Annotated in this window: 21 protein-coding genes and 6 tRNA genes; 11 read left to right on the top strand and 16 right to left on the bottom strand. The window is 42.5% G+C overall.

The genetic code is table 11. The annotated features are described in order from the left end of the window. Positions 1 to 45 precede the first annotated feature (45 nt). The 4 genes from tsaA to deoD all read left to right on the top strand — a co-directional run bounded on the left by tsaA (position 46) and on the right by deoD (position 3854). A complete protein-coding gene (gene tsaA / locus BKK48_RS02600) occupies positions 46 to 771 on the top strand; it encodes a tRNA (N6-threonylcarbamoyladenosine(37)-N6)-methyltransferase TrmO (RefSeq protein ID WP_077426644.1) in 726 nt (241 codons plus the stop codon). Between the two features lie 63 nt (positions 772 to 834). Next, a complete protein-coding gene (locus BKK48_RS02595; protein ID WP_077426643.1) occupies positions 835 to 1629 on the top strand; it encodes a 4Fe-4S cluster-binding domain-containing protein in 795 nt (264 codons plus the stop codon). A 95-nt stretch (positions 1630 to 1724) separates the two neighbouring features. Continuing rightward, a complete protein-coding gene (locus BKK48_RS02590) occupies positions 1725 to 2972 on the top strand; it encodes a NupC/NupG family nucleoside CNT transporter (RefSeq protein WP_077426642.1) in 1248 nt (415 codons plus the stop codon). Positions 2973 to 3137: 165 nt separating this feature from the next. Next, entirely contained in the window at positions 3138 to 3854 is a 717-nt protein-coding gene (gene deoD / locus BKK48_RS02585) for a purine-nucleoside phosphorylase (protein ID WP_077426641.1), read from the top strand. Positions 3855 to 3935: 81 nt separating this feature from the next. On the opposite strand, the gene BKK48_RS02580 is transcribed toward deoD, so the two are convergent. The 3 genes from BKK48_RS02580 to BKK48_RS02570 all read right to left on the bottom strand — a co-directional run bounded on the left by BKK48_RS02580 (position 3936) and on the right by BKK48_RS02570 (position 7239). After that, positions 3936 to 5369, bottom strand: a complete 1434-nt coding sequence (locus BKK48_RS02580) for an alanine/glycine:cation symporter family protein (protein WP_077426640.1) — start codon at positions 5367 to 5369, stop codon at positions 3936 to 3938. A 175-nt stretch (positions 5370 to 5544) separates the two neighbouring features. Then, positions 5545 to 6459, bottom strand: a complete 915-nt coding sequence (gene nagK, locus BKK48_RS02575) for an N-acetylglucosamine kinase (RefSeq protein WP_077426639.1) — start codon at positions 6457 to 6459, stop codon at positions 5545 to 5547. Between the two features lie 60 nt (positions 6460 to 6519). Next, the gene (locus BKK48_RS02570) at positions 6520 to 7239 is read right to left on the bottom strand and encodes a phosphatase PAP2 family protein (RefSeq protein ID WP_077426638.1); all 720 of its coding nucleotides are present in this window, start codon (positions 7237 to 7239) and stop codon (positions 6520 to 6522) included. A gap of 68 nt (positions 7240 to 7307) precedes the next feature. Here BKK48_RS02570 and ribA point away from each other — a divergent pair, with 68 nt between their 5' ends. Continuing rightward, a complete protein-coding gene (gene ribA / locus BKK48_RS02565) occupies positions 7308 to 7967 on the top strand; it encodes a GTP cyclohydrolase II (RefSeq protein WP_077426637.1) in 660 nt (219 codons plus the stop codon). Between the two features lie 184 nt (positions 7968 to 8151). On the opposite strand, the gene BKK48_RS02560 is transcribed toward ribA, so the two are convergent. The 7 genes from BKK48_RS02560 to gloB all read right to left on the bottom strand — a co-directional run bounded on the left by BKK48_RS02560 (position 8152) and on the right by gloB (position 11529). Beyond that, a tRNA-Gln gene (locus BKK48_RS02560) sits at positions 8152 to 8226 on the bottom strand. Between the two features lie 45 nt (positions 8227 to 8271). Next, a tRNA-Gln gene (locus BKK48_RS02555) sits at positions 8272 to 8346 on the bottom strand. Positions 8347 to 8376: 30 nt separating this feature from the next. Then, a tRNA-Leu gene (locus tag BKK48_RS02550) sits at positions 8377 to 8461 on the bottom strand. Position 8462: 1 nt separating this feature from the next. Beyond that, positions 8463 to 8539: transfer RNA gene (locus tag BKK48_RS02545), tRNA-Met, on the bottom strand. A 117-nt stretch (positions 8540 to 8656) separates the two neighbouring features. Beyond that, on the bottom strand, positions 8657 to 9391 hold the full coding sequence (locus tag BKK48_RS02540) for a phosphodiester glycosidase family protein (RefSeq protein WP_077426636.1): 735 nt from the start codon (positions 9389 to 9391) through the stop codon (positions 8657 to 8659). Further along, positions 9375 to 10697 (bottom strand): glutamyl-tRNA reductase, encoded by a 1323-nt coding sequence (gene hemA / locus BKK48_RS02535; protein WP_077426635.1) that lies wholly within the window; start codon positions 10695 to 10697, stop codon positions 9375 to 9377. The genes BKK48_RS02540 and hemA overlap by 17 nt, the downstream gene beginning before the upstream one ends. 130 nt (positions 10698 to 10827) lie before the next feature. Next, positions 10828 to 11529, bottom strand: coding sequence for a hydroxyacylglutathione hydrolase (gene gloB, locus BKK48_RS02530; protein WP_077426634.1), 702 nt, complete (start codon positions 11527 to 11529; stop codon positions 10828 to 10830). A 23-nt stretch (positions 11530 to 11552) separates the two neighbouring features. On the opposite strand from gloB, the gene BKK48_RS02525 reads away from it, so the two are divergent. Both BKK48_RS02525 and ycaO read left to right on the top strand, forming a co-directional pair. Further along, on the top strand, positions 11553 to 12356 hold the full coding sequence (locus tag BKK48_RS02525) for a class I SAM-dependent methyltransferase (RefSeq protein WP_077426633.1): 804 nt from the start codon (positions 11553 to 11555) through the stop codon (positions 12354 to 12356). An 8-nt stretch (positions 12357 to 12364) separates the two neighbouring features. After that, positions 12365 to 14113: a 30S ribosomal protein S12 methylthiotransferase accessory factor YcaO gene (gene ycaO, locus BKK48_RS02520; protein ID WP_077426632.1), complete on the top strand. Its 1749-nt coding sequence runs from the start codon at positions 12365 to 12367 to the stop codon at positions 14111 to 14113. Between the two features lie 199 nt (positions 14114 to 14312). On the opposite strand, the gene BKK48_RS02515 is transcribed toward ycaO, so the two are convergent. Both BKK48_RS02515 and BKK48_RS02510 read right to left on the bottom strand, forming a co-directional pair. Then, positions 14313 to 14389: transfer RNA gene (locus BKK48_RS02515), tRNA-Arg, on the bottom strand. A gap of 58 nt (positions 14390 to 14447) precedes the next feature. Further along, positions 14448 to 14524 (bottom strand) — tRNA-Pro (locus BKK48_RS02510). Positions 14525 to 14697: 173 nt separating this feature from the next. Between BKK48_RS02510 and folD the strand changes: the two genes are divergently transcribed. Then, positions 14698 to 15549, top strand: a complete 852-nt coding sequence (gene folD / locus BKK48_RS02505; protein ID WP_077426631.1) for a bifunctional methylenetetrahydrofolate dehydrogenase/methenyltetrahydrofolate cyclohydrolase FolD — start codon at positions 14698 to 14700, stop codon at positions 15547 to 15549. Positions 15550 to 15603: 54 nt separating this feature from the next. On the opposite strand, the gene glpC is transcribed toward folD, so the two are convergent. The 3 genes from glpC to glpA are packed head-to-tail and all read right to left on the bottom strand — an operon-like array spanning position 15604 to position 19859. Beyond that, a complete protein-coding gene (gene glpC / locus BKK48_RS02500) occupies positions 15604 to 16884 on the bottom strand; it encodes an anaerobic glycerol-3-phosphate dehydrogenase subunit GlpC (protein WP_077426630.1) in 1281 nt (426 codons plus the stop codon). A gap of 10 nt (positions 16885 to 16894) precedes the next feature. After that, on the bottom strand, positions 16895 to 18178 hold the full coding sequence (gene glpB / locus BKK48_RS02495) for a glycerol-3-phosphate dehydrogenase subunit GlpB (protein WP_077426629.1): 1284 nt from the start codon (positions 18176 to 18178) through the stop codon (positions 16895 to 16897). After that, positions 18168 to 19859, bottom strand: coding sequence for an anaerobic glycerol-3-phosphate dehydrogenase subunit A (glpA, locus tag BKK48_RS02490; RefSeq protein ID WP_077426628.1), 1692 nt, complete (start codon positions 19857 to 19859; stop codon positions 18168 to 18170). Before glpA ends, glpB begins: the two co-directional genes overlap by 11 nt. 284 nt (positions 19860 to 20143) lie before the next feature. Between glpA and glpT the strand changes: the two genes are divergently transcribed. Beyond that, positions 20144 to 21586: a glycerol-3-phosphate transporter gene (gene glpT, locus BKK48_RS02485; protein ID WP_077426627.1), complete on the top strand. Its 1443-nt coding sequence runs from the start codon at positions 20144 to 20146 to the stop codon at positions 21584 to 21586. 94 nt (positions 21587 to 21680) lie between these two features. Then, on the top strand, positions 21681 to 22766 hold the full coding sequence (glpQ, locus tag BKK48_RS02480; protein WP_077426626.1) for a glycerophosphodiester phosphodiesterase: 1086 nt from the start codon (positions 21681 to 21683) through the stop codon (positions 22764 to 22766). 98 nt (positions 22767 to 22864) lie between these two features. Here glpQ and BKK48_RS02475 read toward each other — a convergent pair whose 3' ends face one another. After that, positions 22865 to 23608: an MIP/aquaporin family protein gene (locus tag BKK48_RS02475; protein ID WP_077426625.1), complete on the bottom strand. Its 744-nt coding sequence runs from the start codon at positions 23606 to 23608 to the stop codon at positions 22865 to 22867. Positions 23609 to 23946: 338 nt separating this feature from the next. Here BKK48_RS02475 and glpK point away from each other — a divergent pair, with 338 nt between their 5' ends. Continuing rightward, positions 23947 to 25458, top strand: coding sequence for a glycerol kinase GlpK (gene glpK / locus BKK48_RS02470; RefSeq protein WP_077426624.1), 1512 nt, complete (start codon positions 23947 to 23949; stop codon positions 25456 to 25458). Positions 25459 to 25488 lie beyond the last annotated feature (30 nt).

The raw sequence follows: 25488 nt of genomic DNA, 5'->3' as shown, positions 1-25488 counted from the left end.
TTTGATTACAATAAGTGGCGTATTCTACCTTAATCCCAACGATTTATGAATGATTTAACCCTTTCGCCCATTGCGATTATTCACACGCCTTATAAAGAAAAATTTTCCGTGCCTCGACAGCCTGATTTGGTTCAAGACGGTGTAGGAATTGTGGAGCTGCTCCCCCCTTATAATTCACCGGAAGCGGTGCAAGGGCTGGAACAATTTAGCCATCTTTGGCTGATTTTTCAGTTCGATCAAATTCAACAGGGAAAATGGCAGCCTAAGGTTCGTCCACCACGTTTAGGGGGAAATCAACGTGTGGGCGTATTTGCTTCTCGGGCCACCCATCGCCCAAACCCATTAGGCTTATCAAAAGTCGAACTACGCAAGGTGGAGTGTATCAACGGCCATGTTTTTTTACATTTAGGTGCGGTAGATTTAGTTGATGGGACCCCCATTTTCGACATCAAACCCTATATTGCTTATGCCGATAGCCAGCCTGATGCAAAATCCGGTTTTGCAAGAGAAAAGCCCGTGGCAAAACTTCAAGTGGAATTCACCGAGCACGCACAAAGTACGGTCAAAAAACTGGAAGAAAAACGCCCTCACCTCGCCCGTTTTATTCGTGAAGTGATCGAACAAGATCCTCGCCCGGCCTATCAGCAGGGAAAACCCAATGAGCGTATTTATGGCATTAGTCTTTATGAATTTAACGTTAAATGGCGAATTAAAGCCGGGTCATTAGATATTGTCGAAGTACTTGATATTGAGAAAAAGTCCCAGAAGTGAAGGATTTTAGGCTTTTCAGAAAACATGATGCTCACAGGGAAAACAGACAAAATAAGGGAAAAAATGACCGCACTTTCGACACTCAATTCAGTTTATGTTCCACTTCATCGGATCATTCCTTTTTCCAATGTGGAAGGGCAAGGTAACCGAACCAGCATTTTTTTACAGGGCTGTAAACTCAATTGTCTGTATTGTCACAACCCTGAAACGATCCCACGCTATGCGGAAGGGGTACAACAGGTGAGTTTACGTTACCTTTATGATCAGGTAATGGAAGCCGCCCCTTTTATTCGTGGCGTCACCATTTCAGGCGGTGAGCCCACACTCCATCATAAAAAGTTAATCCCTTTATTTCACGCCCTCCATGCGGAGGGTTTGAGTTGTTATTTGGATAGTAGCGGTTTTTTTGATTTTAATCGCATCAAACCCTTAATTGAGGTGACAGATAAATTCTTGTTCGATTTAAAAGGTGAAGGATTAGGTTTGCAACGCCTTTGTTTTGATCTGAAAAACCGAGCGGGTAATGTGTCGCCCCCTCATCTCACCACCCAGCCGATGAAAAGCGAAAATCTGACCCGCAATTTATCCAATCTTGCCAAACTGCTTCCTCTCAATAAAGTGGAAGAAGTGCGGTTGGTTTTTGTAAAGGATTTTTTTGATGCCTTTCAATTAATCGAAAAGCTTGCCCTTCTTCTTAAACCTTATCCCCATGTTCTGCTGAAAATTATCCGAGTGCATACCAAAGGCGTACGGGATGAAAAAGGCTTGCAGGCTTTTGTACCAAGCCGAGAAAAAACAAAACAGCTCGAAGATTATGCAAAAAAATGTGGCATCGATCACATATTGACGATTTATTAGATGATTGTGTTACTTTTTTGTGAAAAAGTTCACACTGCTTCACAAAAAAGCAGTAGAATGACCGCCAATTTTAATTTTAACGATTTGAGGTGTGTATGAGTGTTTTAATGAGCATTCTTGGTATGGTGGTGCTAATTGCCATCGCATTATTATTCTCAAATAATCGCAGAGCGATTAATTGGAGAACCGTGTTAGGGGCGTTTGCAATCCAAATTGGATTTGCCGCCCTTATTTTATATGTACCGGCAGGTCAAAAAGCCTTAGGGGCAACGGCTGATGCAGTATCCAACGTGATCGCTTATGGTAATGAAGGAATTAACTTCGTTTTTGGCGGATTGGCTGACCCAAGCAATGTCGGCTTTATCTTTGCGGTGAAAGTGTTACCGATTATCGTCTTTTTCTCCGGTTTAATCTCTGTGCTTTATTACTTAGGGATTATGCAAGTGGTCATCAAAATTATCGGTGGTGCTTTGCAAAAAGTATTGGGCACATCAAAATCAGAATCTATGTCTGCCGCCGCCAATATTTTCGTGGGTCAAACAGAAGCGCCATTAGTGGTGAAACCTTATATCAGCCGTATGACCGAATCCGAATTATTTGCCATTATGGTGGGAGGCACCGCCTCTATTGCCGGTTCAGTGATGGCAGGTTATGCCGGAATGGGCGTACCACTCACCTATTTAATCGCCGCTTCTTTTATGGCAGCGCCGGCCGGTTTATTATTTGCTAAAATCCTTTATCCTCAAACCCAGCAATTCACGGATTCCCAACCGGAAACCGATGACAGTGAAAAACCGTCCAATGTGTTAGAAGCCATGGCGGGCGGTGCAACTGCCGGTATGCAATTAGCCTTAAATGTTGGGGCAATGTTGATCGCCTTTGTCGCCTTAATTGCTCTTATTAACGGTATTTTAAGCGGTGTGGGCGGTTGGTTTGGCTATGGCGATTTAACCCTACAAGCAATCTTCGGTTGGGTCTTTAAACCACTTGCTTATTTGATTGGCGTATCTTGGGAAGAATCCGGTATTGCCGGACAAATGATCGGAATGAAATTAGCGGTAAACGAATTTGTGGGTTATCTCGAATTTGCCAAATACTTACAACCGGATTCCGCTGTCGTATTAAGTGAAAAAACCAAAGCAATTATTACATTCGCCCTTTGCGGTTTTGCCAACTTCAGCTCGATTGCCATTTTAATTGGCGGATTAGGCGGTATGGCACCAAATCGCCGTAGCGATATTGCACGACTTGGTTTAAAAGCCGTCATTGCAGGAACATTGGCTAACTTAATGAGTGCCACCATTGCAGGGCTTTTCATCGGATTAAGTGGTGCTGTGCTATAAAGTGCGGTCAAAAAAAGCCAAGTTTTTGAATCTTGGCTTTGCCAACAGTGCCAAAGCGGTAAATAAATCACTTTGGTGATTGATGAATAATTTCAATGATGCTTTTTGCACCACGGTTAACGTGGTGCATTTCTTTCAAATAACAGTCAAAAAAGAGGTAATACTATGACTCCACATATTAACGCACCTGAAGGTGCATTTGCAGATAGCGTATTAATGCCGGGTGATCCGCTTCGTGCCAAATATATCGCAGAAACATTTTTAGATGATGTGAAAGAAGTCACCAATGTACGCAATATGCTTGGTTTCACCGGCACTTATAAAGGACGTAAAATCTCAGTCATGGGACACGGCATGGGGATCCCATCTTGCTCAATCTATGCAAAAGAATTAATCACCGAATACGGCGTGAAAAAAATCATTCGTGTCGGCTCTTGCGGTGCGGTAAAAATGGACGTTAAATTGCGTGATGTGGTGATAGGCTTAGGGGCTTGTACGGATTCTAAAGTCAATCGTATTCGCTTTAAAGATAATGATTTTGCTGCCATTGCTGATTTTGGTTTAGCCAGTGCAGCTGTTGCGGCGGCAAAAGAGAAAGGCATTCCAGTAAAAGTGGGGAACTTATTTTCGGCAGATTTATTCTACACACCGGATGTAGAGATGTTCGATGTAATGGAAAAATACGGTATTCTTGGGGTAGAAATGGAAGCGGCCGGCATCTACGGTGTGGCGGCTGAGTATGGTGCTCGTGCATTAACTATCTGTACGGTTTCAGATCATATCCGCACCCACGAACAAACCAGTGCTGAAGAGCGTCAATTAACCTTCAATGAAATGATTGAAATTGCATTAGAAAGCATTTTAATTGACGATAAGGCCTAATCAGATTGAATAAATAAATCGATTGGATTAAAACGAAAGAGCGGTCAAATCAAATTGATCGCTCTTTACTTTGCTATTTCACTATTTCCAGGTTTGTTGTTCAAATACCCGTTTTTTCAATGTTGGATAGTCGTCAATTTTAAATTCCGGCGTTTTTCCGGCTTTAAGTTGACGTTGATAATCCTTCAATAGCGTCCATACAATTGGTGAAAGCAATACAATTGCCACTAAATTGAGAATTGCCATCACCGCCATCACGGTATCTGCAAAATTCCATACCACATTACCGGAACGCACCGCCCCAAAATAAACGAAAAACAGCACGGTTAGACGGAATAACAACACAAACCAAGGTTTGTTTTTAATGAAGCGGATATTACTTTCTGCATAAGCATAGTTACCAATAATAGAAGAATAGGCAAAAAGCAATAAAATAAAGGCAAGGAAATGCAGCCCAAATTCCCCCACATGATATTGCAAGGCATTTTGCGTAAGAGAAATACTTTTCAGTTCTTCACCGCCATAATTATTTGAAAGTAAAATCACAATTGCCGTACAAGTACATACCATCATGGTATCAACAAATACGCCTAGCATTTGCACTAAGCCTTGGCTAACCGGGTGTTTAACATGAGCCGCTGCTGCCGCATTAGGGGCAGAACCCATACCGGCTTCATTGGAAAACAAACCACGTTTAATCCCCATCATCATCGCTTTAGACACCATAGCACCAAAGAAACCGCCTGCTGCAGCATCAAAGGTAAAGGCACTTTTGATGATGTTATTGATCACCGTTGGCACCAATTCAATGTTCATTCCCAAAATAATCACAGCCATAATGAGGTAGAACAATGCCATCATCGGCACAAGGCTACTGGAAATCACCGCAATGCGTTTAATCCCACCGAAAATAATGACGGCCGTTAAAATCACTAGGGCGATCCCGACATATTCACCTTGCCAATCCCAAGCATTGCGCGTCGCTTCCACAATAGAATTTGCCTGCACGGAATTGAAAGCAAAACCAAAAGTAAAAATGAGTGCAATAGCAAAAGCTATCGCCATAACCCGTGATTTCAGCCCCTGCACCATATAATAAGCCGGCCCGCCACGAAACGATCCGTCTTTATCTTGAATTTTAAATAGCTGTGCGAGCGTAGACTCAGCAAAGGCACTCGACATGCCGATAAAAGCGGTGATCCACATCCAAAACACCGCCCCTTCTCCACCTAGGGCGATAGCGGTAGCAACGCCACCAATATTGCCTACGCCAACTCGGCTGGCAAGCCCCGTTGTAAAGGCTTGGAAAGGGGTGAGAGAACTGCCTTCTGCTGCCCGCCCGAACCACATTTCTCGAATACTCACCGGGAATAATCGTAACTGCACAAAACCCGTTGTAATGGTGAAAAATAAACCGACACCCAACAAAATGACAATGGTTAAATTCCATATCGGCCCGTCAAGATGATCAACAATCCATACTAATAGTTGTTCTAAAGCGTTAATCATTTCCATAAAGCTCCTCCCAAAATAAAAATAAGGAAAGAAATTGTAGGCAAAAAGAGGAAGAAAAACGATGTTTATCAAAAAATATTAAAAATAAATGGACTTTAAGAAGATTTTATTTAATTAAATAGGAAATTATTAGATCAAAAACAAAAGGCGTATAGAAAATCTACACGCCTAATCATTACTTGGTTAAAAAGAGTGCAGCCGCACCACGAACACCACCGGAATCACCATGTTTGGCTTTTTTAATCGGTGGCACTTTTGCTGTCCGCATTAAATGGGGCGGTAAGGCTTTGGGTAAGGCTTCATATAAATAATCAAAATTCGATAAGCCGCCGCCTAGCACGATCATATGTGGGTCAAAAGCAGTAATAATATTACCGATAGAAATCGCCGCTAATTCCACAAAAAGATTAACAAAATCCACCGCACTTTCTTTACCTCGGTAAAAGGCATCAATAATTTCTCGGGCCGATAATTTTTCACCTTTGAGATCATGGTATAACATTTCAAACCCACGGCCGGAAAGATAGGTATCGAGGCAAGCTTTATTCCCACAACCACATTCATAAATTGGTGCCTTATCCCAACCAAGTAACTTCAAGGCATGATAATTTAATTGCAAATGTCCCAGCTCCCCCGCCATGCCCACTTGCCCGGAATGCACTTTTCCATTTAGCACAAAACCGCCACCAAATCCGGTGCCGAGAATTAACCCGAGTACGCTAGGATATTGTTGATTTTCCTCATCCCAAGCTTCAGATAAAGCAAAACAATTGGCGTCATTTTCTGCACGCACTTCACGCCCTAATCGTTCGGAAAGATCACGCAAAATCGGTTTATTATCTGCTACACGGATATTGGTAATTTCTGCCAGCCCCGTTTGTTGATTAACAAAGCCCGGTACACCTAACCCAACGGTGCCACGCTCACCGAATTGCTCATCAGCACGATTGACTAGCTCCACAATCACATTGAGCCATTCATCGTAATCTGTTTTTGGTGTGGGAACCCGTTCAGAATACAATTTCTCTAACTTTTCATTAAATACCGCAAGCTCAATTTTTGTGCCACCGATATCTAAACCATAATACATAGCCCGCTCCTTTTACAAAATAAAAACTCATGAGATTTTAACCGCACTTTTATGTGGATTTTATGACGAAGATCGCTTTTTCTGTAAAAAACCGAAAATAATCAGATTAATTAGCCAAGCAAAAAGTGTCGCCACCAAAAGATCAATAGGATAATGCATTCCCAAACGTACACGGCTAATTAACATCAGTAAACTCCAAATCGCCATACCGCCCACCAACAATTTTGCCTGCCATGAGCGATGACCTAATAATTGGGTAAAGCCGACGGCAAGCATTAACCAGGTTGCAGCAAAAATCGTATGGCCGGAGGGAAAAGAATAACCCGTTTCATCTTCATAATGTTTCACCAACCAAGACGGTGTATCGGGTTGTGTCGAATAAAAGTCTTTGGCGATAACTGCACGCTGAGTGCGATCATTGGCATAAAAATTTTCCGGTGTACGGTTTGTCTGTTCCGCTAAATAGACCGTAAATGGACGAGGCTCTTTGAACACCGCTTTTAATCCTGTTTTCACTGCTTGTGTTGCCACCACCGAAAAAGCCATCACCGCCACACCTAATATCCATTGTTTACGGCTTTTAAACAAAAATCTAAACATCAGGGCAAAGACACCACAAGTTATTAACGCATAAGGCACGCTGCCTGTTTCGGTGAGTAAATAAAGCCAATAATCTGCTTCTACCAGCTGGGCATTCCCATGCCATTGATAGGAAAAACCCCACATAAAAAACGGTACAAGACAAAGTAATAACGTATATAATGACAGCCTTTTAAACATACTCGTTCCTTGATAAGCAAAAGAAAGTACGCATTTTAGCAGAAATACAAAGGAAGAAGGATAACTTTATGGCAAAAATTCAACTGGTTGCTCAAGCCAATTTACCCACCGAATATGGCATTTTTAAAATGGTTGGGTTTGAATTTCCTGATACCAAAAAAGAGCATGTTGCGTTGGTGATGGGCGATATTTCAAATCACAATGAACCGGTTTTGGCCCGAATTCACTCCGAATGTTTAACCGGAGATGCCCTTCACAGCTTAAAATGCGATTGTGGCTTCCAATTAGCCACCGCACTTCGTCAAATAAAAGAAGAAGGGCGAGGGGTATTAATTTACCACCGTGAAGAAGGGCGTGGGATCGGATTAATCAATAAAATTCGGGCTTATTCCTTACAGGATCAAGGAATGGATACCATTGAGGCTAACCTTGCACTGGGGTTTAAAGCCGATGAACGCAATTTCGAGGTCTGTGCCGATATGTTTGAGTTATTGGGCGTAAAACAAGTCCGCTTAATGACAAACAATCCGGAAAAAGTAGAAACGATGAAAAAGGCGGGCATTAATGTGGTAGAACGTGTCCCGCTGAATGTCGGCGAAAATCGCTACAATACAAAATATTTAGATACCAAAGCCAAAAAAATGGGGCATTATATTGTGCATCACCATGAAGAGCATCTTATGACTTGTCCTCATTGTCAGGAAGAAGTGGTGGTTGATAAGGAATAAAAGCGGTTATAAACCTTTAAAGTGCGGTCACAAAAAACAACGTTTTTTGAGCGTTGGCTTTGCCAACGACCCTGATAAGGGTGAACAAACGAGTAAGCGAGTTTGTGAATAATTTTGATCGCATTTTTTATAGGTAAAAAAGAGAAATAATTGTCCGTTAAAAGTAATAAAACAAGAAATGAGATGGCTGGGGTACTAGGATTCGAACCTAGGGATGCCGAGATCAAAACCCGGTGCCTTACCGCTTGGCGATACCCCAACAGAAATTCTTTTCATTAAGAATACAGGAAAATTTAGGATAGTATGGCTGGGGTACTAGGATTCGAACCTAGGGATGCCGAGATCAAAACCCGGTGCCTTACCGCTTGGCGATACCCCAACAACTATTTTTGACTTACAAAGCGATAAATGGTGCGGGACGAGGGACTTGAACCCACACACCTCTCGGCGCCAGAACCTAAATCTGGTGCGTCTACCAATTTCGCCAGTCCCGCATGGTGGCTACAGCGAGATTCGAACTTGCGACCCCAACATTATGAGTGTTGTGCTCTAACCAACTGAGCTATGTAGCCATCTTGCTAACCATATCGGCTTTGCGGGGCGTATTATGCTGATTTGTCCGAACCTAGTCAATCACTTTTTATAAAAAATCCTATTTTTGAATTTAGTTGCTTATAAAAAAAACGGTTTTATTCTTTTTCTTTCACCGCAGCAACTGAAATCATCCCCACGAAATAATGCCAATGAAAACTGCTTGATATATTCGGAATATACCAATTAGAAATCGTCCCGTCTAAATACAAGGCATTATGGCATCCTATTTTTTGTAATGCTTGGCTAAAGGTATAAAGATTGGGTTTTCCTGAGGTGGTGAGAATAAAGAAAAGTTCATTTTGCTTGTTTAAACATACGGCATTACGCTTATGATAACTTTCCAAAGTAGGGCGAAATTGAGGATTTATTTTTCCATTAATTAGGAGCATCGGCCCTGATTGCAGGGCAAATGTCGGTTTTAATTTTTTCTGTTGATAGGCTTTTGTCGTCAAAATATAGGGTTGTTTCCCCACTAAAACAAAGACCCCGTTGGGTTGCACATGAAAATTACCGCTTCCCCGTTTAGTATTTAAAGGATTTAATTCTTTTCCCTTTTCGATCCACAAGCCCGCCGGCACATCATTTTGACTATAAATCCCCCCATTCATAATCATTTTGACCTGATAATTTTTTTCTAAGGCACGTTTTAAATTGGTGATTGAGCGGTAGTTTTTCCCTTCACTATCACGCCAATGTAACCGCACTTCTTCCGGTTTTGCTTGGAAAATACCATAAGTGATGTGCGATTCAGTAAAACTACGATATGAGGCTTGTGAAGAAAAGGCAAGAAAGCCACAAAGTGCGGTCAAAAATTTAACTGTTTTTTTCATCAAGAGGATGGGAAAGATTGAGCGTATTGGAAAACAAATGCAAGCCTTCTGCATTGCCGGCTCTCATCATTGATTGCATGGTTTGTGTCGGCGCATGAATGAGTTTATTCATTAATTTATAACTCAACTCTTGCAATACTTTTTCTGCATTATCACCTTGTTGTAAATGCTGTAATGCTTTTTCCAACAAATCTTGGCGGATATGCTCTGCATCATCACGATAATGCTTAATCAGATTGGAAAATTGACGCACTTTTAACCATTCAAAAAAATCACGGCATTCTTGTGCAATGATCCCTTCCGCTTGTTTGGAGGCTTGCTCGCGTTGGTTTAAATTGTGCTGAATAATCCCTTGTAAATCATCTACGGTGTAATGATAAACGCTGTCTAATTTTGCCACACTTTCATCAATATCCCGTGGCACGGCAATATCGACCAACAACATCGGGGCATAATGGCGTTTTTTCTGAGCAATTTTCACCATTTCTTGGTGAATTAATACATTAGGGCTACCTGTGGAACTGATCACAATATCCGCTTGATTTAAAGCATTTTGCAAATCCGCTAAGGAAAACACCTCAATGTCCGTTTCTGTTGCCAAATTTGCCACTAATTGTTCAGCCCTTGCCAAGGTTCGGTTGGCAATCATTAATTTTTTTACACCATGGCGTAATAAATGACGGCTTACTAATTCGATGGTTTCTCCGGCCCCCACCAGCAAAATATTGAGTTCCTGTAAGGATTCAAAGATCTGACGGGCTAAACTACAAGCGGCATAAGCCACCGAAACCGCACTCTCACCAATATGGGTTTCCGTGCGAACTCGTTTGGCCGTAGAAAATGTTTTTTGGAATAAACGGGAAAGCTCGGTTGAAAAAGGCACTTTTTCTGTTTGATAGTAATCTTCACTTATCTGAAAAGCCTGTTTAACCTGCCCTAAAATTTGTGGCTCACCTAAAATTAAAGAGTCTAACCCACTGGCAACTCTCATTAAATGATTGGCAGCCTGTTGGTTTTGATGGGCATAAAGACTGGAACTCAGTTCATCTAAGGGAAGATGATGGATATTGGCAAACCATTTTTCTGCATTTTTCAGCCATTCATCACATTCTTGGGGAGAAATTTGGCGATGATGCAAATACACTTCCGTTCGGTTACAGGTAGAAAGGATAACCGCACCTTCAGCAAGATTTTGCTGTTGAATTTGTTGCAAGGCAATGCGGCGCTTTTCATCAGAAAAAGCCACTTTTTCACGCACAGAAACGGACGCGGTTTTATGATTAATGCCAAGAACAAGAAGGGTCATAATGCAATTAAAAATCACCGCACTTTTAACGGCGGTGAACATTCAAGAAAAACTTGTGCGCTATTTTAATGAATTGTTATGCGTTCGGCAAATCAACACCGCACAATCTATTTAGAATAACCTAAAATAGTTAGAAGCGATCTTTTGCTTGACGTAATGCGATAAATTCCTGTTCGCTCTTCGCCTGTAAAAAGGGATTAATGCGTTTCTCTAATTCCAGTGTTGTTGGCAAACTGGGTTTACCTTCCTGACGTAAATGTTCCACAAAAATACGATGATTTTTGACCGCACTTTTCTCTTCTATCACAGTTTCCGCAAAAGCCAAATTGCTTAAAGTATATTCATGACCGGGGCATACAATGGTATCGTCAGGAAGTTGCTTTAAACGCCCTAACCCCTCAAACATTTGCTGATAGTTACCGGTAAATACCCGCCCACACCCTGCTGAAAATAATGCATCACCACAAAATAAATGATTATCCACCAGAAAACTTATATGCTGTGCTGTATGGCCGCCGGTGGGGATCACTTGGATAGCATAATTCGGGGTGATAATTTCCCCCTCATTGACAATATGCGTTGCCCCTTTTGAGGCACATTCTTGCGAGCCATAAATGGGCACATTCGGATAACGTTGCTTAAAGGAAGCCACCCCTTGAGTATGGTCATCATGCTCATGAGTAAGCAACAAGGCCTCAATGGGAGTAGGGTTCGCCACAAGCCAAGCAAAAAGCTTGTCCGTTTCCGGTAAATCGACAATAATAAGCGGTAAATTTTCCCGTTGATAAAGCCAAATATAATTGTCATTCAACGCAGGTAAGGCAACTAACATAATTCTTCTCTCAATTTGGATGGATGATGCTCAACTGGCACGCAAAATCAAAACGTTCCTTTTCTTCGCCAACCAGTTGGCAGCAATTGCCACAGGGTGAGGCATATTGTAACGCATTACAAAAAGCCTGTGCCCCTTGGTTGCCAAAAATTTTAGGTTATCAAGTGTTAAAGCTTGGAGCATTAAGTGCCGAAATCCCCACAGAATTACCCATGCGTCATCAAATGTGGGTGTGTGAAAACATCTCGCCCAATTTAACCACGCCTTTAACGCCAAATGACACGCTCATTCAAGCAGAATTAACGGCACTGCCTTTTATCCAAAAAGAAATCAATGCGGCGTTTCTTGCCAATACTCTTAACTTTGCGCAAGATCCCCATCAAATATTGCGTGAAACCCACCGTGTATTAAGCGATGACGGTTGGTTATTTCTTTCGTTGTTTAATCCACTCAGCCCACTGATTTTTAAACAGAAACTCGGGACGTTTCCTTTCCGCCAATATCCTACTTGGCGCATTATTGATTGGCTTGAATTGCTGCATTTCGATATCATTTCGTGCCAAAACCTTGCGATCAAACCACAGCAGGCAACACTGTTTTCACCTTTAACGTTGATTGTGGCACAAAAACGCCATTATCCCTTAACCCTCAACAGGGAAAAAGTGCGGTCAAAAACACCAACATTTTTGCAACCGGCGGAAGCATTCCAAGAAGAAATACCTCATGCACCGCTGAACCTAACACTAAATAGTGACGGCATTAAAATCAATCCTTGCCCCCTCGCCAAAACTCCCCTATTATGCACCGCACTTTTTTCGTTTATTTAGGAACAATCATGACTGAACAAACCTTTATTCCCGGTAAAGATGCTGCATTAGAAGACAGTATTGCAAAATTTCAACAAAAATTAACCGAACTGGGCTTTAATATTGAAGAAGCCTCTTGGCTCAATCCCGTACCTAATGTGTGGTCTGTTCATATTCGGGATAAAGATTGCCCTCAGTGTTTTTCCAACGGTAAAGGAGCAAGCAAAAAAGCCGCACTGGCTTCGGCATTGGGAGAATATTTTGAACGTCTTTCCACCAACTATTTTTTTGCTGATTTCTATTTAGGGAAAGAGATTGCCAAGGGGGATTTCGTTCATTATCCCAGTGAAAAATGGTTCCCAATTGAGGATGAAACAAGCCTACCGAAAGGGATTTTAAACGATGAGTTGCTTACCTATTTTGATCCTAACGGTGAACTTACACCGGAATTATTAGTGGATTTACAATCGGGCAATGATGAGCGTGGCATTGTGGCAATGCCTTATGTTCGCCAATCCGATGAACAAACCGTCTATATTCCACAAAGCATTATTGCCAATCTTTATGTGTCTAATGGGATGTCTGCGGGTAACAGCAAATTTGAAGCCCGTGTGCAAGGCTTATCAGAGGTTTTTGAACGCTATGTCAAAAATAAAATTATCGCAGAAGCCATCAGCCTACCGGAAATCCCTCAAGAGGTGATGAACCGCTATCCTGCCATCCAAACCGCTATTGCTAAATTAGAGGAAGAAGGCTTTCCGATTTACGCCTTTGATGCCTCTTTAGGCGGGAAATATCCGGTAATTTGCGTAGTGCTGTTCAACCCAAACAATGGGACTTGCTTTGCCTCTTTTGGCGCTCATCCTAATTTCCAAGTGGCATTGGAACGTACCGTAACAGAACTCCTGCAAGGTCGAAGTTTAAAAGATTTAGACGTTTTTGCCCCCCCTTCTTTTAATAATGAGGATGTCGCTGATCATGCCAACCTCGAAACGCATTTTATTGATTCCAGCGGTTTAATTTCATGGGATTTATTCAAACAAACCCCTGACTATACCTTTGTTCATTGGGATTTCTCCGGCACAACACAAGAGGAATATCATAACCTTATGGCGATTTTCCGTGAGGAAAACAAAGAAGTCTACATTATGGATTACCAGCATTTGGGCGTTTACGCTTGCCGTATTATCGTGCCGGGTATGTCTGATATTTATCCCGTAGATGATTTAATTTATGCCAATAACAATATGGGAATGGATTGGCGTGAAATTTTGCTGGATTTACCTCACTGGCATCATACCCCGGAAACCTATGCAGAATTATTAGAAGAATTGGATGCACAAAATATTGATGATGCCACCCGTGTACGAGAATTTATCGGTATCGTTGCTCCAAAAACAAGTGGTTGGACAACCTTACGGGTGGGCGAATTGAAATCCATGCTTCACCTGGCATTAGGTGAATTAGAACAAGCCTTAGATTGGGCAAACTGGACATTGAATATGAATGGTTCGGTTTTCACACCGCAACGAGCAAACTACTACCGAGCGTTAATCAGCGTGCTTGAACTTTATTTAGACGAAAACCGCATACCTGAACAATATCGCACTGCCTTTGAAAAAATGTATGGCGAAGAAACGGTAAAACAAGCTTGGGCGGCTGTCGCTGAAGGGGGTAATCCTTTCTACAACCTACCGGCAAGTGATGAGCAATTAAAAAATTTCAAAGAACATCAAGCATTGCTCAATGCCTATGCCAAATTACAAAAAGTAAAATAAAAGGTTCAACTAAGCCTTTCACCAGAAACAGAAGTCAATAATACTTCCGTTCCCCAATCACACTAAATCCCTATTGAAATCAGTCAATAGGGATTTTCTTTGTAAGATCTAAGGTGAACCAAAAACTGCTGTTCTTGCCAGCTTTACAAGCTTGATTGATAAAAAATGGATAAGAAAGTCTATTTTGATAATAACGAAATGGCACGCCCTAAAGGATTCGAACCTTTGACCCACGCCTTAGAAGGGCGTTGCTCTATCCAGCTGAGCTAAGGGCGCATTTTAAAGGTGATATCTTTTGTATCCGGCACAAATTTTGAAGGAAGATAAAAAGAAATGGTCGGCGAGATAGGATTTGAACCTACGACCCACTGGTCCCAAACCAGTTGCGCTACCAAGCTGCGCTACTCGCCGACAAGTGCGCACAATTATAGAGCGGTTTCTTATTCAGTCAATCAATTTTTATCGTTTTTCTATTAATTGCTCAAAATTATTCCAATTGTTCCGCCTAATAGATTTGATTTTGTAAATTTATGCGTTGTCAGCTAAAATAGCAAACGTTTACTTTTATTCATTAAGGCTTCCCAATGACAGCAAAAATTATTTCCGGTACCCTACTTTCTAAGCAAATCAAATCCGATATTTCACAAAAAATATCAAATTATCGTAGCAAAGGAGAACGTGCACCGGGCCTTGCTGTGATTTTGGTGGGGTCCGATCCTGCTTCTCAAGTTTATGTAGAAAGTAAACGCCGAAGTTGTGAAGAAGTTGGCATTCGTTCTCAATCCTATGATTTACCGGAAGACACGACTGAACAAGCGTTACTCAGCTTAATTGATACCTTAAACGCAGATAACACTGTTGATGGTATTTTGGTTCAGCTACCGCTACCAAAACAAATTCACTCTGAAGCCATTATTGAACGTATTGATCCTAAAAAAGATGTGGATGGCTTTCACCCTTATAATGTTGGGCGTTTATGCCAACGTATCCCCACTTTACGAGCCTGCACCCCCTATGGTGTAATGAAATTATTAGAAACCACCGGTATTGATTTACATGGTAAACATGCGGTGATTGTGGGGGCATCAAACATTGTCGGTCGCCCTATGTCCTTAGAATTATTACTGGCAGGCGCCACCGTTACCGTTACCCATCGTTTTACAAAAGATCTTGAAGCTCATATTCGTCAAGCGGATATTTTGGTGGTCGCCGTGGGGAAACCTAACTTAATACCGGGTGAATGGGTAAAAGAAGGGGCTGTCGTGATTGATGTTGGGATTAACCGTATTGAAGGAAAATTAGTTGGTGATGTCGGATTTGAAGCGGCCGCCCAAAAAGCTAGCTATATCACCCCCGTCCCCGGTGGGGTCGGCCCAATGACGGTGGCAATGTTGATGCATAATACGCTTTATGCCTACGAACACAACCAATCCTAATATTAAAAACGAAAAGTAAAAAAAACAAAATAGCAGTCAAATGACTGCTATTTTTTAGGCTTCCATTGACTGACAAAGTAGACTCAATGGGTGAATACAGGTGACATTGGAAGACATATCAATTTGCCATTTACAGGTTTGACATTCAGAAATCACATAATCAAATCCGCCTTCGTTGATATGCTCAAATAAGCTTTTCCCAATAGCTTGTGCGGTGTCATAGTTTTCCGCTTTAAAACCATAAGTACCGGCAATGCCACAACATTGTGATGGCAACATAATGATTTCCAATCCCGGAATTTGTTTCAACACCTCCAATGTGTAAGGCGCCCAACCTGCTTTTTCGACATGACACGCCGTGTGGTACGCCACCCGCAATTTCAGCGGTTTCAACGGTAAGCGTTTCCCCTCTTTAAAAAGCCGATATAAGAAAGGGGTCACCATATGGATATGTGGGCGGACTTTAGCATTGTCGATGCCCAAAATATGATGATATTCATCCCGTAAATTTAACGCACAACTTGAGGCTTCGCTAATCACATCTAAACCATTTTCATCCACCATTTTGCCGATAAAATTGGTATTGAATTGAGCAATGTTGCGTGCACGCTCAGGAAAACCGTTCACCGTTAAAGGTAAGCCGCAGCATTTTTCTTTTTCCAACAACATCACGCCAATCCCCATGGCATTGAATACTTTCAAAAATTCTTTGCCCAGTTGGGGATTGTTATAGTTCACATAACAGCCGTGAAAATAGGCCACTTTATGTTCAAACTTTTTCTGCGCTTCCAAGGCATTTTTCATATACCAGCTACGAAACGTACCAAAGGCATATTTCGGTAAGGTGCGTTTTTTGCTGATATTAAGAGTTTTCTCAAGCACAAATTTTGTTGCGCTCAATCCTGTAATACGGTTCACAATAGGGGCAAGAGGCGTGTTGAGTTTTCCCATCACATCGGTGTTACTCAAAATAACATCACGCAATTTGTTCATCAGCGGTTTTTTCTGTTGAGCCAAATGATTATTACGCGCCCGAACAATGAGATCACCAATTTTGACATCAGACGGACAAGCCACTTCACAACGTTTACAGTTGGTGCAGTATTTAAGGGCTTCGTCATAAAGTTCAGCCGATTTTAAACGCAAACGCTCTCCATCGGGGCCGGATTGCTTCGGGCCGGGATAAAGCGGGTTATTACGGGAAACCGGACAAACAGCGGTACAGGCGGTACATTTAATACAACTTTCAAAACTTTCATCAATATATTGATGGCTTGAGGCCGAATTAAGCGATTGTTTTGCGCTGTCAATTAATCGTTGAATATTGGTATCCATTATCGCCCCCCTATTTCGCCAAAATTTCATCGGCAACCGTCAATGCCGTCACCACAGCTACCCCGGAACCACAGCCGAGTTCTAACGCATTAAAACCCCCGATGACATTCCCCACTGCATATAAATTCTTTAAAAATTGACCGCTCTTTTGCACTTGGCAATGGGCGTTAATCACCACCCCGGCCGATTGATAAGGTTGCGGATTAGAGAAACGGTTATCCGTCCAAGTGAAACGATCTTTCTCATCAAAACCGGCTACCCCTGTCATATCGGCATAAAACACCGGTTCGAAAATTCGATCAAATTCGGACATTAAGCCTTTGCTGAAAAAACTGCCCGAAGCAAGCACAAAATTATCCGCAACAATTTCTTCGTCATTATGCAAACGTGTCATAATACAACGCACACGATCACCATCAAAATGCGCTTTCACCGCACTATCACCATTCATCATTAAGCCCCCAAGAGATTCAAATTGACGGCGTAATTGAAGACGCTGACGCATACCTAATAATGAGGGCGGTAAGGTTGGGAGTTCAAATAATGCCAGTTTTGTCGCTTGGCGGAGTGCGGTCATAAATGCTTGATTTTCTAGCCCAAAGCACGCCGGCAAAAAGACCGCCTCTGCCCCAAGCGCAGACTCCACAATTTCTTTCACTAAATCATCAAAAGCCAATTTATGCTCTAAAAGCTGGGCAATATTAACACTACGGAACTCACGGGCATTTTGGCGAAGTTCGTCCAACTGAGGAATATTTAAGAAACCACTTGTTACCTCACAATGGGCGAATTGGGGATTAAGCACTAAATTTGCCGCTAATAATTGCGGTTGAAAATCGTGATACCCCTCAATCCCTAACACTGCAATGCGTTTGTGTGGGAAAGGTTCGTTCCCTTCTACCGTAGGCACACTATTCGGGGAAAGCCATGTGCCACGCAAACTCCCCAGCCCCGCAACACGCCAGTGATTTTTTTCACTTGAACCGACTAAATGAAGATTGAGCGATTGCGCCAAGTCTTCAAAGGCTTGCGCTTTGCTTATCACCTGTTCTGCACCCAATAGGCTATAAGGATGCGCCGGTAATGCGTTGCAAAGTGCGGTCAAATTTTCGGGTAAATTTTCCACCGCACTGCCGTCAGGCAAACGGCTTAATAAATCAAATGAACCGGAAGCAAAATCCATAGCGGCTTGTCCGTTGTTGATGATCACACAATGTTTACCCTGTTGTTGAAGGGCGATACCGCAGGTTAATCCTGCCAAACCGCCACCAATAATGGCTACATCAAAATTCATTACTGTCCGTCCCCTGTTGTGCTTGTTCTTCAAGGGGTTTCACATCATTTAACCCCAATACACTGCCATACATCCAAGCGGTAAATTCCGCCTCACGAATTGCCTCGCCCCAAGCGATAGGCTGAATTCCACGCCAACGTTCTTCCATAAAAGCATTCAGTTGTGTGGTGGATTGGCGAGGCGTGGCAACCTCAAAACGGTTCATCAACCCGGCAGCACGACAGGCGCAAAGTTCTGCTTGGCAAGTTCCCATGCCCACACGGGTGCGGCGGCGTAAATCCACCAGATTATTCACATCAAGCTCATCAACGGCATAACGCACTTCACCTGCTGTCACCGCTTCACATTCACACACCATAGAACGATCTAAACGATCGGTTTGTAACAATCGGCTGGCTCTCGCCCCATGACGATACACTGCGGAATAACGAATGGTGCTTGGTAATGAAATCACTTTTTGATTGGTTTCTTGGCGACTTTCTGTCGAACCCGGTAAAGGACGCTCTGCGGTCACACAAGACGCATTTTTATTCAGTTTTTTGCACACCAAATCCGTTGCCCACTCCGCCATTAAGCGATAAGTCATCAATTTACCACCGGTTATTGTGATAAATCCGTCTAAGCCGTCACGCTCGGCATGATCCAATAAAACAATACCACGGCTGACATTCCGACCGGACGGATCATCATCCGTTGCCACTAATGGTCTAACCCCTGCATAAGCACGAAGCACACGGGTATGACGTAAACTTGGCGCCAGTTTTTCCCCTTCACGGAAAAGAATATCCACCTCTTCGGGGGTAATTTCCATATTGTCAATTTGATCGTAAGGAATACGGCTGGAAGTGGTGCCAATCACACAAATGGTATCACCCGGCACAAGAATATCGGCGTCTGCCGGTTTACGACAGCGGTTAATCACCATTTTATTGATACGGTGTCCCATCACCAGCAATGCGCCTTTGGCAGGGAACATTTTTATTTTGAGATCCGCATATTCCGCAATCCCTTGTCCCCAAATGCCACTGGCATTCACCACCACCGGTGCAAAAAATTGGCGTTTCACTTTGTTTTTATGATCATAAACATCCACACCAATCACTTTCCCGCCTTCCCGAATGAGATTTTTCACTTCACAGTAGGTGAAAACTTTAGCACCATTTTCTGCCGCATCCATCATATTGGAGGCAGTTAAACGGAAAGGATCAATAGAGCCATCAGGCACTACTACAGCGCCCACTAAATTTGGATTAACGGAAGGTTCCATTATTTTGGCAAGTTGAGGATCAATCGCCACAGCTTCAATACCGGATTTGGTGCAGCTTTCAATGAAGGTTTTTTGATAATCGAGGGAATCTTCAGGTAAGGTGATAAATAACCCTTCCGTTTCATCAACACAGTGGCGGGCAATTTGGCGCAAAATGCGGTTTTCTTTAATACATTCTTCTGCTGATTCTTGATCATTAACAGCATAGCGGGCACCACTATGTAAAAGCCCGTGATTACGCCCGGTTGCACCGGTGGCAATATCACGGCGTTCCAATAAAATACAGGAAATCCCCCGCAATGCACAGTCACGGGCAATCCCCGCACCGGTTGCCCCACCACCGATGATAATCACATCTGTTGATAAGGGAGAGAAATCTCCAACATCTCGATATAAATTAGGCGATAATCCCATGTTTACCCCCACAGCCCACAAAAAAATAATAAAAGATAAAAATTAATCAAATTGTAGAGAATTATGCCTAAATAAACAACATTTTGAGCGAAAAAGAAAATTATTTTGTGAAGTAGATCACATTATTTTCGAATTCACTCATTGTAAGATCATTTTTTCTGTGAAGAACTTCACATTTTTTTATTCTCAAACTTTCTTATTTTTTATTTTTCATTATTATGCACACTCTCCTTTCTTTTTAATGGGAAAGGACAAATCATAATTCAATATGTTGGAGAAAAATTATGTTTGGACCATTTAAACCCGCACCGCACATTGCGGAACTTCCGGCGGAAAAAATTGATTCCACCTATAAACGTTTACGTTGGCAGGTCTTCGCAGGAATCTTCTTTGGCTACGCCGCTTATTATTTTGTGCGTGCAAACTTTGACTTGGCTCAAAAAGGGTTAATTGAAGCAGGTATGTATAATAAAGCTGAATTGGGTATTGTCGGTACGGCAGCCGGTTTAGCTTACGGTTTATCAAAATTCTTTATGGCAATGCTTTCGGATCGTTCTAACCCGAAAGTCTTTTTACCGTTCGGTTTATTACTGTCCGGTTTATGTATGACCATGATGGGGTTATTCCCGTGGGCAACATCCGGCATCGTTATCATGTGGATCATGATCTTTTTAAACGGTTGGTTCCAAGGTATGGGATGGCCGCCATGCGGACGGACAATGGTTCACTGGTGGTCTAAATCCGAACGTGGAACCATTGTTTCTATTTGGAATACCGCCCACAACCTTGGTGGTATGGTACCGGGTGCTATGGTACTTCTCGCCGGTGCGCTTTATTTCAGCACACATGGGGTAGAAGCCACAGCGAAAGATGTATGGCAACAAGCCCTTTACTATCCGGGTATTGCAGCGATGATCATCGCTATTCCAATTTATCTTGTGATGAAAGATACCCCACAATCTTGTGGCTTACCGCCTGTTGAAAAATGGCGTAATGACTACCCTGATGACTATAACGAAAAAACCTACGAGCATGAGCTTTCCACGAAAGAAATCTTTATGACTTATGTGTTGAAAAACAAATTGTTATGGTACATCGCCATTGCTAACGTCTTTGTTTATTTAATTCGCTACGGTGTGTTGAAATGGTCACCGGTTTACTTAGGTGAAGTAAAACACTTCAACATTAAGGGAACGGCTTGGGCGTACACCATTTATGAATTGGCTGCAATTCCGGGCACATTATTATGTGGTTGGGTTTCTGACCATGTATTCAAAGGTAAACGTGGATTAACCGGTTTCATCTTTATGATTTTAACCACGATCGCCGTTGTCGCTTTATGGAAAAACCCGGCAACACCGGAAGCAGAGATCGCAAGCTACGGTGCTTGGTATGAAAACCCATATCAATTAACCGACTTTATTTTAATGACGACTATCGGTTTCTTAATTTATGGTCCGGTGATGTTAATCGGCTTACACGCCCTTGAGCTTGCACCGAAAAAAGCTGCAGGTACGGCAGCAGGTTTCACCGGTTTATTCGGTTATTTAGGTGGTACGGTATCGGCTTCTGCTGTAGTTGGTTGGGCAGCAGAATATTACGGCTGGGATGGCGGTTTCTATGTGATGATCGCCGGTGGTATCTTAGCAGTATTACTCCTTTTCATTGTGATGATTGAAGAAAGTAAACACAAAGCAAAATTAGGCGATACCTACGGTACGAAATAATTTACATAAATAAGGCGACAAGCAAAAGCTAAAGTCGCCTTTTTTATTCATCAAAAACAATCTCAAAATTGACCGCTCTTTTAAGGAGAGATTTATGAAACTTAAACCCCTAGCCCTTGCTTTATTCGCTGCCGGCGTATTAGCCGGTTGTAGCAGCCAATCTATGACAGCAAATCATATGAAATCAGAGAAACTCATTATCGCCCACCGTGGTGCAAGTGGTTATTTACCTGAGCATACACTGGAATCCAAAGCCCTTGCCTTTGGTCAACAGGCTGATTATTTAGAACAAGATTTAGCGATGACAAAAGACGGTCGTCTTATCGTCATTCATGATCACTTTTTAGACGGCCTAACGGATGTGGCAAAAAAATTCCCAAACCGACACCGTAAGGACGGTCGTTACTATGTGATCGACTTTACCTTAAAAGAAATTCAAAGTTTAAATATGACGGAAAACTTTGAAACCAAAGAAGGAAAACAAATCGCTGTTTATCCTAACCGCTTCCCGCTTTGGAAATCCCATTTCAAAATTCATACCTTTGAGGACGAAATTGAATTTATTCAAGGTTTAGAAAAATCCACCGGTAAAAAAGTAGGGATTTACCCGGAAATTAAAGCCCCTTGGTTCCATCACCAAAACGGCAAAGATATTGCGGCGGAAACCCTCAAGGTGTTGAAAAAATACGGTTATGACAAGAAAACCGATAAGGTTTATTTACAAACCTTCGATTTCAACGAGCTAAAACGTATCAAAACCGAATTACTGCTAAAAATGGGAATGGATGTGAAATTAGTTCAACTCGTGGCTTACACCGATTGGCATGAAACTGAGGAAAAAAACGCCCAAGGCAAATGGGTGAACTACGATTACGATTGGATGTTCAAACCGGGAGCAATGGCTGAGGTGGTGAAATACGCTGATGGCGTAGGACCGGGCTGGTATATGTTAATCGACAAAGAAAAATCGAAAGTCGGCAATATTCAATATACGCCGTTAGTGAAAGAATTAGCACAATATAACGTAGAACTCCATCCTTACACGGTGCGTAAAGATGCCTTGCCGGAATTTTTTACCGATGTAAATCAAATGTATGATGCCTTATTCAATAAAGCCGGTGCAACAGGCGTATTTACCGATTTCCCGGATACAGGCGTTGAATTCTTAAAAGGTAAATAATCATTTCCTAAGCAAAAGAAAGAACCCAATCAATGAAAGATTGGGTTCTTTTTTATGTTTGAAAAGTGCGGTTGATTTTCAACCTGTTTTCACATTGGCTACATCACGAGGGCATAAAACCCGGCCGCCAATAAAGACCCAATGATAGGCCCGACAATAGGCACCCAGCAATATCCCCAATCCGCTTTGGTGTTTAAGCGACGACGAAGGAAAAGCCCTAAGGTTAAACGTGGCCCCAAATCCCGTGCAGGATTAATGGCATAACCGGTTGTACCACCCAAACACAACCCGATCGCCCAAACAAGAATAGCAACAGGCAATGCACCAAGAGATCCTAATCCGATTGGCGTTACCTCTGTTGTTCCCGGTAGAGTAATGCCCGCGCCTGAAAGATAAAAAATCACGAAAATCAACACAAAAGTGCCGATAATTTCACTGATGAGATTACTGGAATAATGACGAATTGCCGGCTCTGTGCAAAAACACGCACGTTTTAGACCTTCATTTTCAGTGGCTAAGAAATGGTCACGATACACAATATAAACCAATAAGGCCCCCACCATCGCCCCTAAAATCTGTGCGATAACATAGCCCGGCATTAAGCCCCAGTCGAATGCTCCTTTTGCGGCAAGCCCTAAAGTCACAGCGGGATTTAAATGAGCACCACTATAAGGCCCAACAACCGTCACTGCCACATACACCGCAAATGCCCAAGCGGTGGTGATGACAATCCAACCTGAACTTTGCCCTTTGGTTTTATCAAGACAAACATTCGCCACCACACCATTCCCTAAGAGAATCATTAAAGCGGTGCCGAAAAACTCTGCGAAATATACATTCATAAGAGAATCTCCATACGATGATTGAAGAAGGCATTTCTAAAAGAACTGCCGATAAGCAATTATGTTCGTTGTTCGATCAAAGGTGAGATACTCATATTTGAGCCCAGTCATTATCTGATAAAAACCCCACAATTCAAGGAAGTATTTGAATTAAATGCGAGAAATGAGAAACAGATCACATAATTTATCGAAAAAGAAAATTTTTTTGTGATCCCTATCACGAAATAACAAAGTCACACTTTAAACTTGATGAGAATTCGATTAGGTTAACGGCGCAATTTGTTCGTTTAAGCTCAAAATTTTCGTTTATCACTCAAACGTTTTCTAAGGAGTTTACCATGGCAGACAAAAAATACATTATCGCTTTAGACCAAGGCACAACCAGTTCTCGAGCGGTATTATTAGATCATAATGCTAACATCGTCGAAATTGCTCAACGAGAATTCACACAAATCTACCCACATGCAGGTTGGGTAGAACATAATCCAATGGAAATTTGGGCGACCCAAAGCTCCACACTCAATGAAGTGGTCGCCAAAGCCGGAATTACCTCTGATGAAATTGCCGCAATCGGCATCACTAACCAACGTGAAACCACTATTGTGTGGGAAAAAGCAACAGGTGCCCCGGTTTATAACGCCATTGTTTGGCAATGCCGCCGTACTGCGGATATTACCGATAAACTCAAAGCAGACGGCTATGAAGACTATATTCGCCACACCACAGGCTTAGTGGTAGACCCTTATTTTTCCGGCACGAAAGTAAAATGGATTTTGGATAATGTGGAAGGGGCGCGTGAAAAAGCAGAACGTGGTGAACTCTTATTTGGTACAGTAGATACCTGGCTTGTATGGAAATTAACTCAAGGCCGAGTTCACGTCACCGATTACACCAACGCCTCACGCACCATGTTATTTAATATTCACACCAAACAGTGGGATGACAAGATGCTTGAAATCTTGAATATTCCTCGTTCAATGCTACCGGAAGTCCGTAACTCCTCTGAAATTTACGGTCAGACTAACATCGGTGGTAAAGGCGGTGTGCGTATTCCGGTGGCAGGGATTGCCGGTGACCAACAGGCTGCACTTTATGGGCATTTATGTGTACATGCAGGCCAGGCCAAAAACACCTATGGTACAGGTTGTTTTATGCTGCTCCACACCGGTAATAAAGCCATCACCTCAAAAAATGGGTTGCTTACCACTATCGCTTGTAATGCCAAAGGTGAACCGGAATATGCGTTAGAGGGTTCAGTCTTTATTGCAGGGGCTTCTATTCAGTGGTTGCGTGATGAACTCAAAATTGTTCACGACAGTTTCGATTCCGAATATTTTGCCCAAAAAGTGCCGGATAGTAATGGTGTTTATGTGGTGCCGGCGTTCACCGGTTTAGGAGCACCTTATTGGGATCCTTATGCACGAGGCGCTATTTTCGGGCTTTCCCGTGGCGCTAATCGTAACCACATTGTGCGAGCGACCCTTGAATCTATCGCCTATCAAACCCGTGATGTATTAGAGGCAATGCAATCTGATTCAGGTGAACGCCTCCAACATCTCCGTGTAGATGGTGGAGCGACAAACAATAACTTCTTAATGCAATTCCAAGCGGATATTTTAGATGTGAATGTAGAACGTCCTGTGGTGAAAGAAGTCACCGCCCTAGGCGCAGCCTACCTTGCAGGACTCGCCACCGGTTTCTGGAAAGATTTAGACGAGCTACGAGATAAAGCCCGTGTAGAACGCACTTTCACCCCAGATAACGATAACGAAAAACGTGAACGCCGTTACAAAGGCTGGAAAAAAGCCGTAAAACGCTCATTAGAATGGGCAAAAGAAGAGGATGTTTAACACAATATGCAAAAACAATGTAGAAGATCA

This window comes from Rodentibacter heidelbergensis (assembly GCF_002000125.1).
Classification (GTDB): Bacteria; Pseudomonadota; Gammaproteobacteria; order Enterobacterales; family Pasteurellaceae; genus Rodentibacter; species Rodentibacter heidelbergensis.
This window is presented reverse-complemented; position numbering and strand designations above follow the sequence as displayed.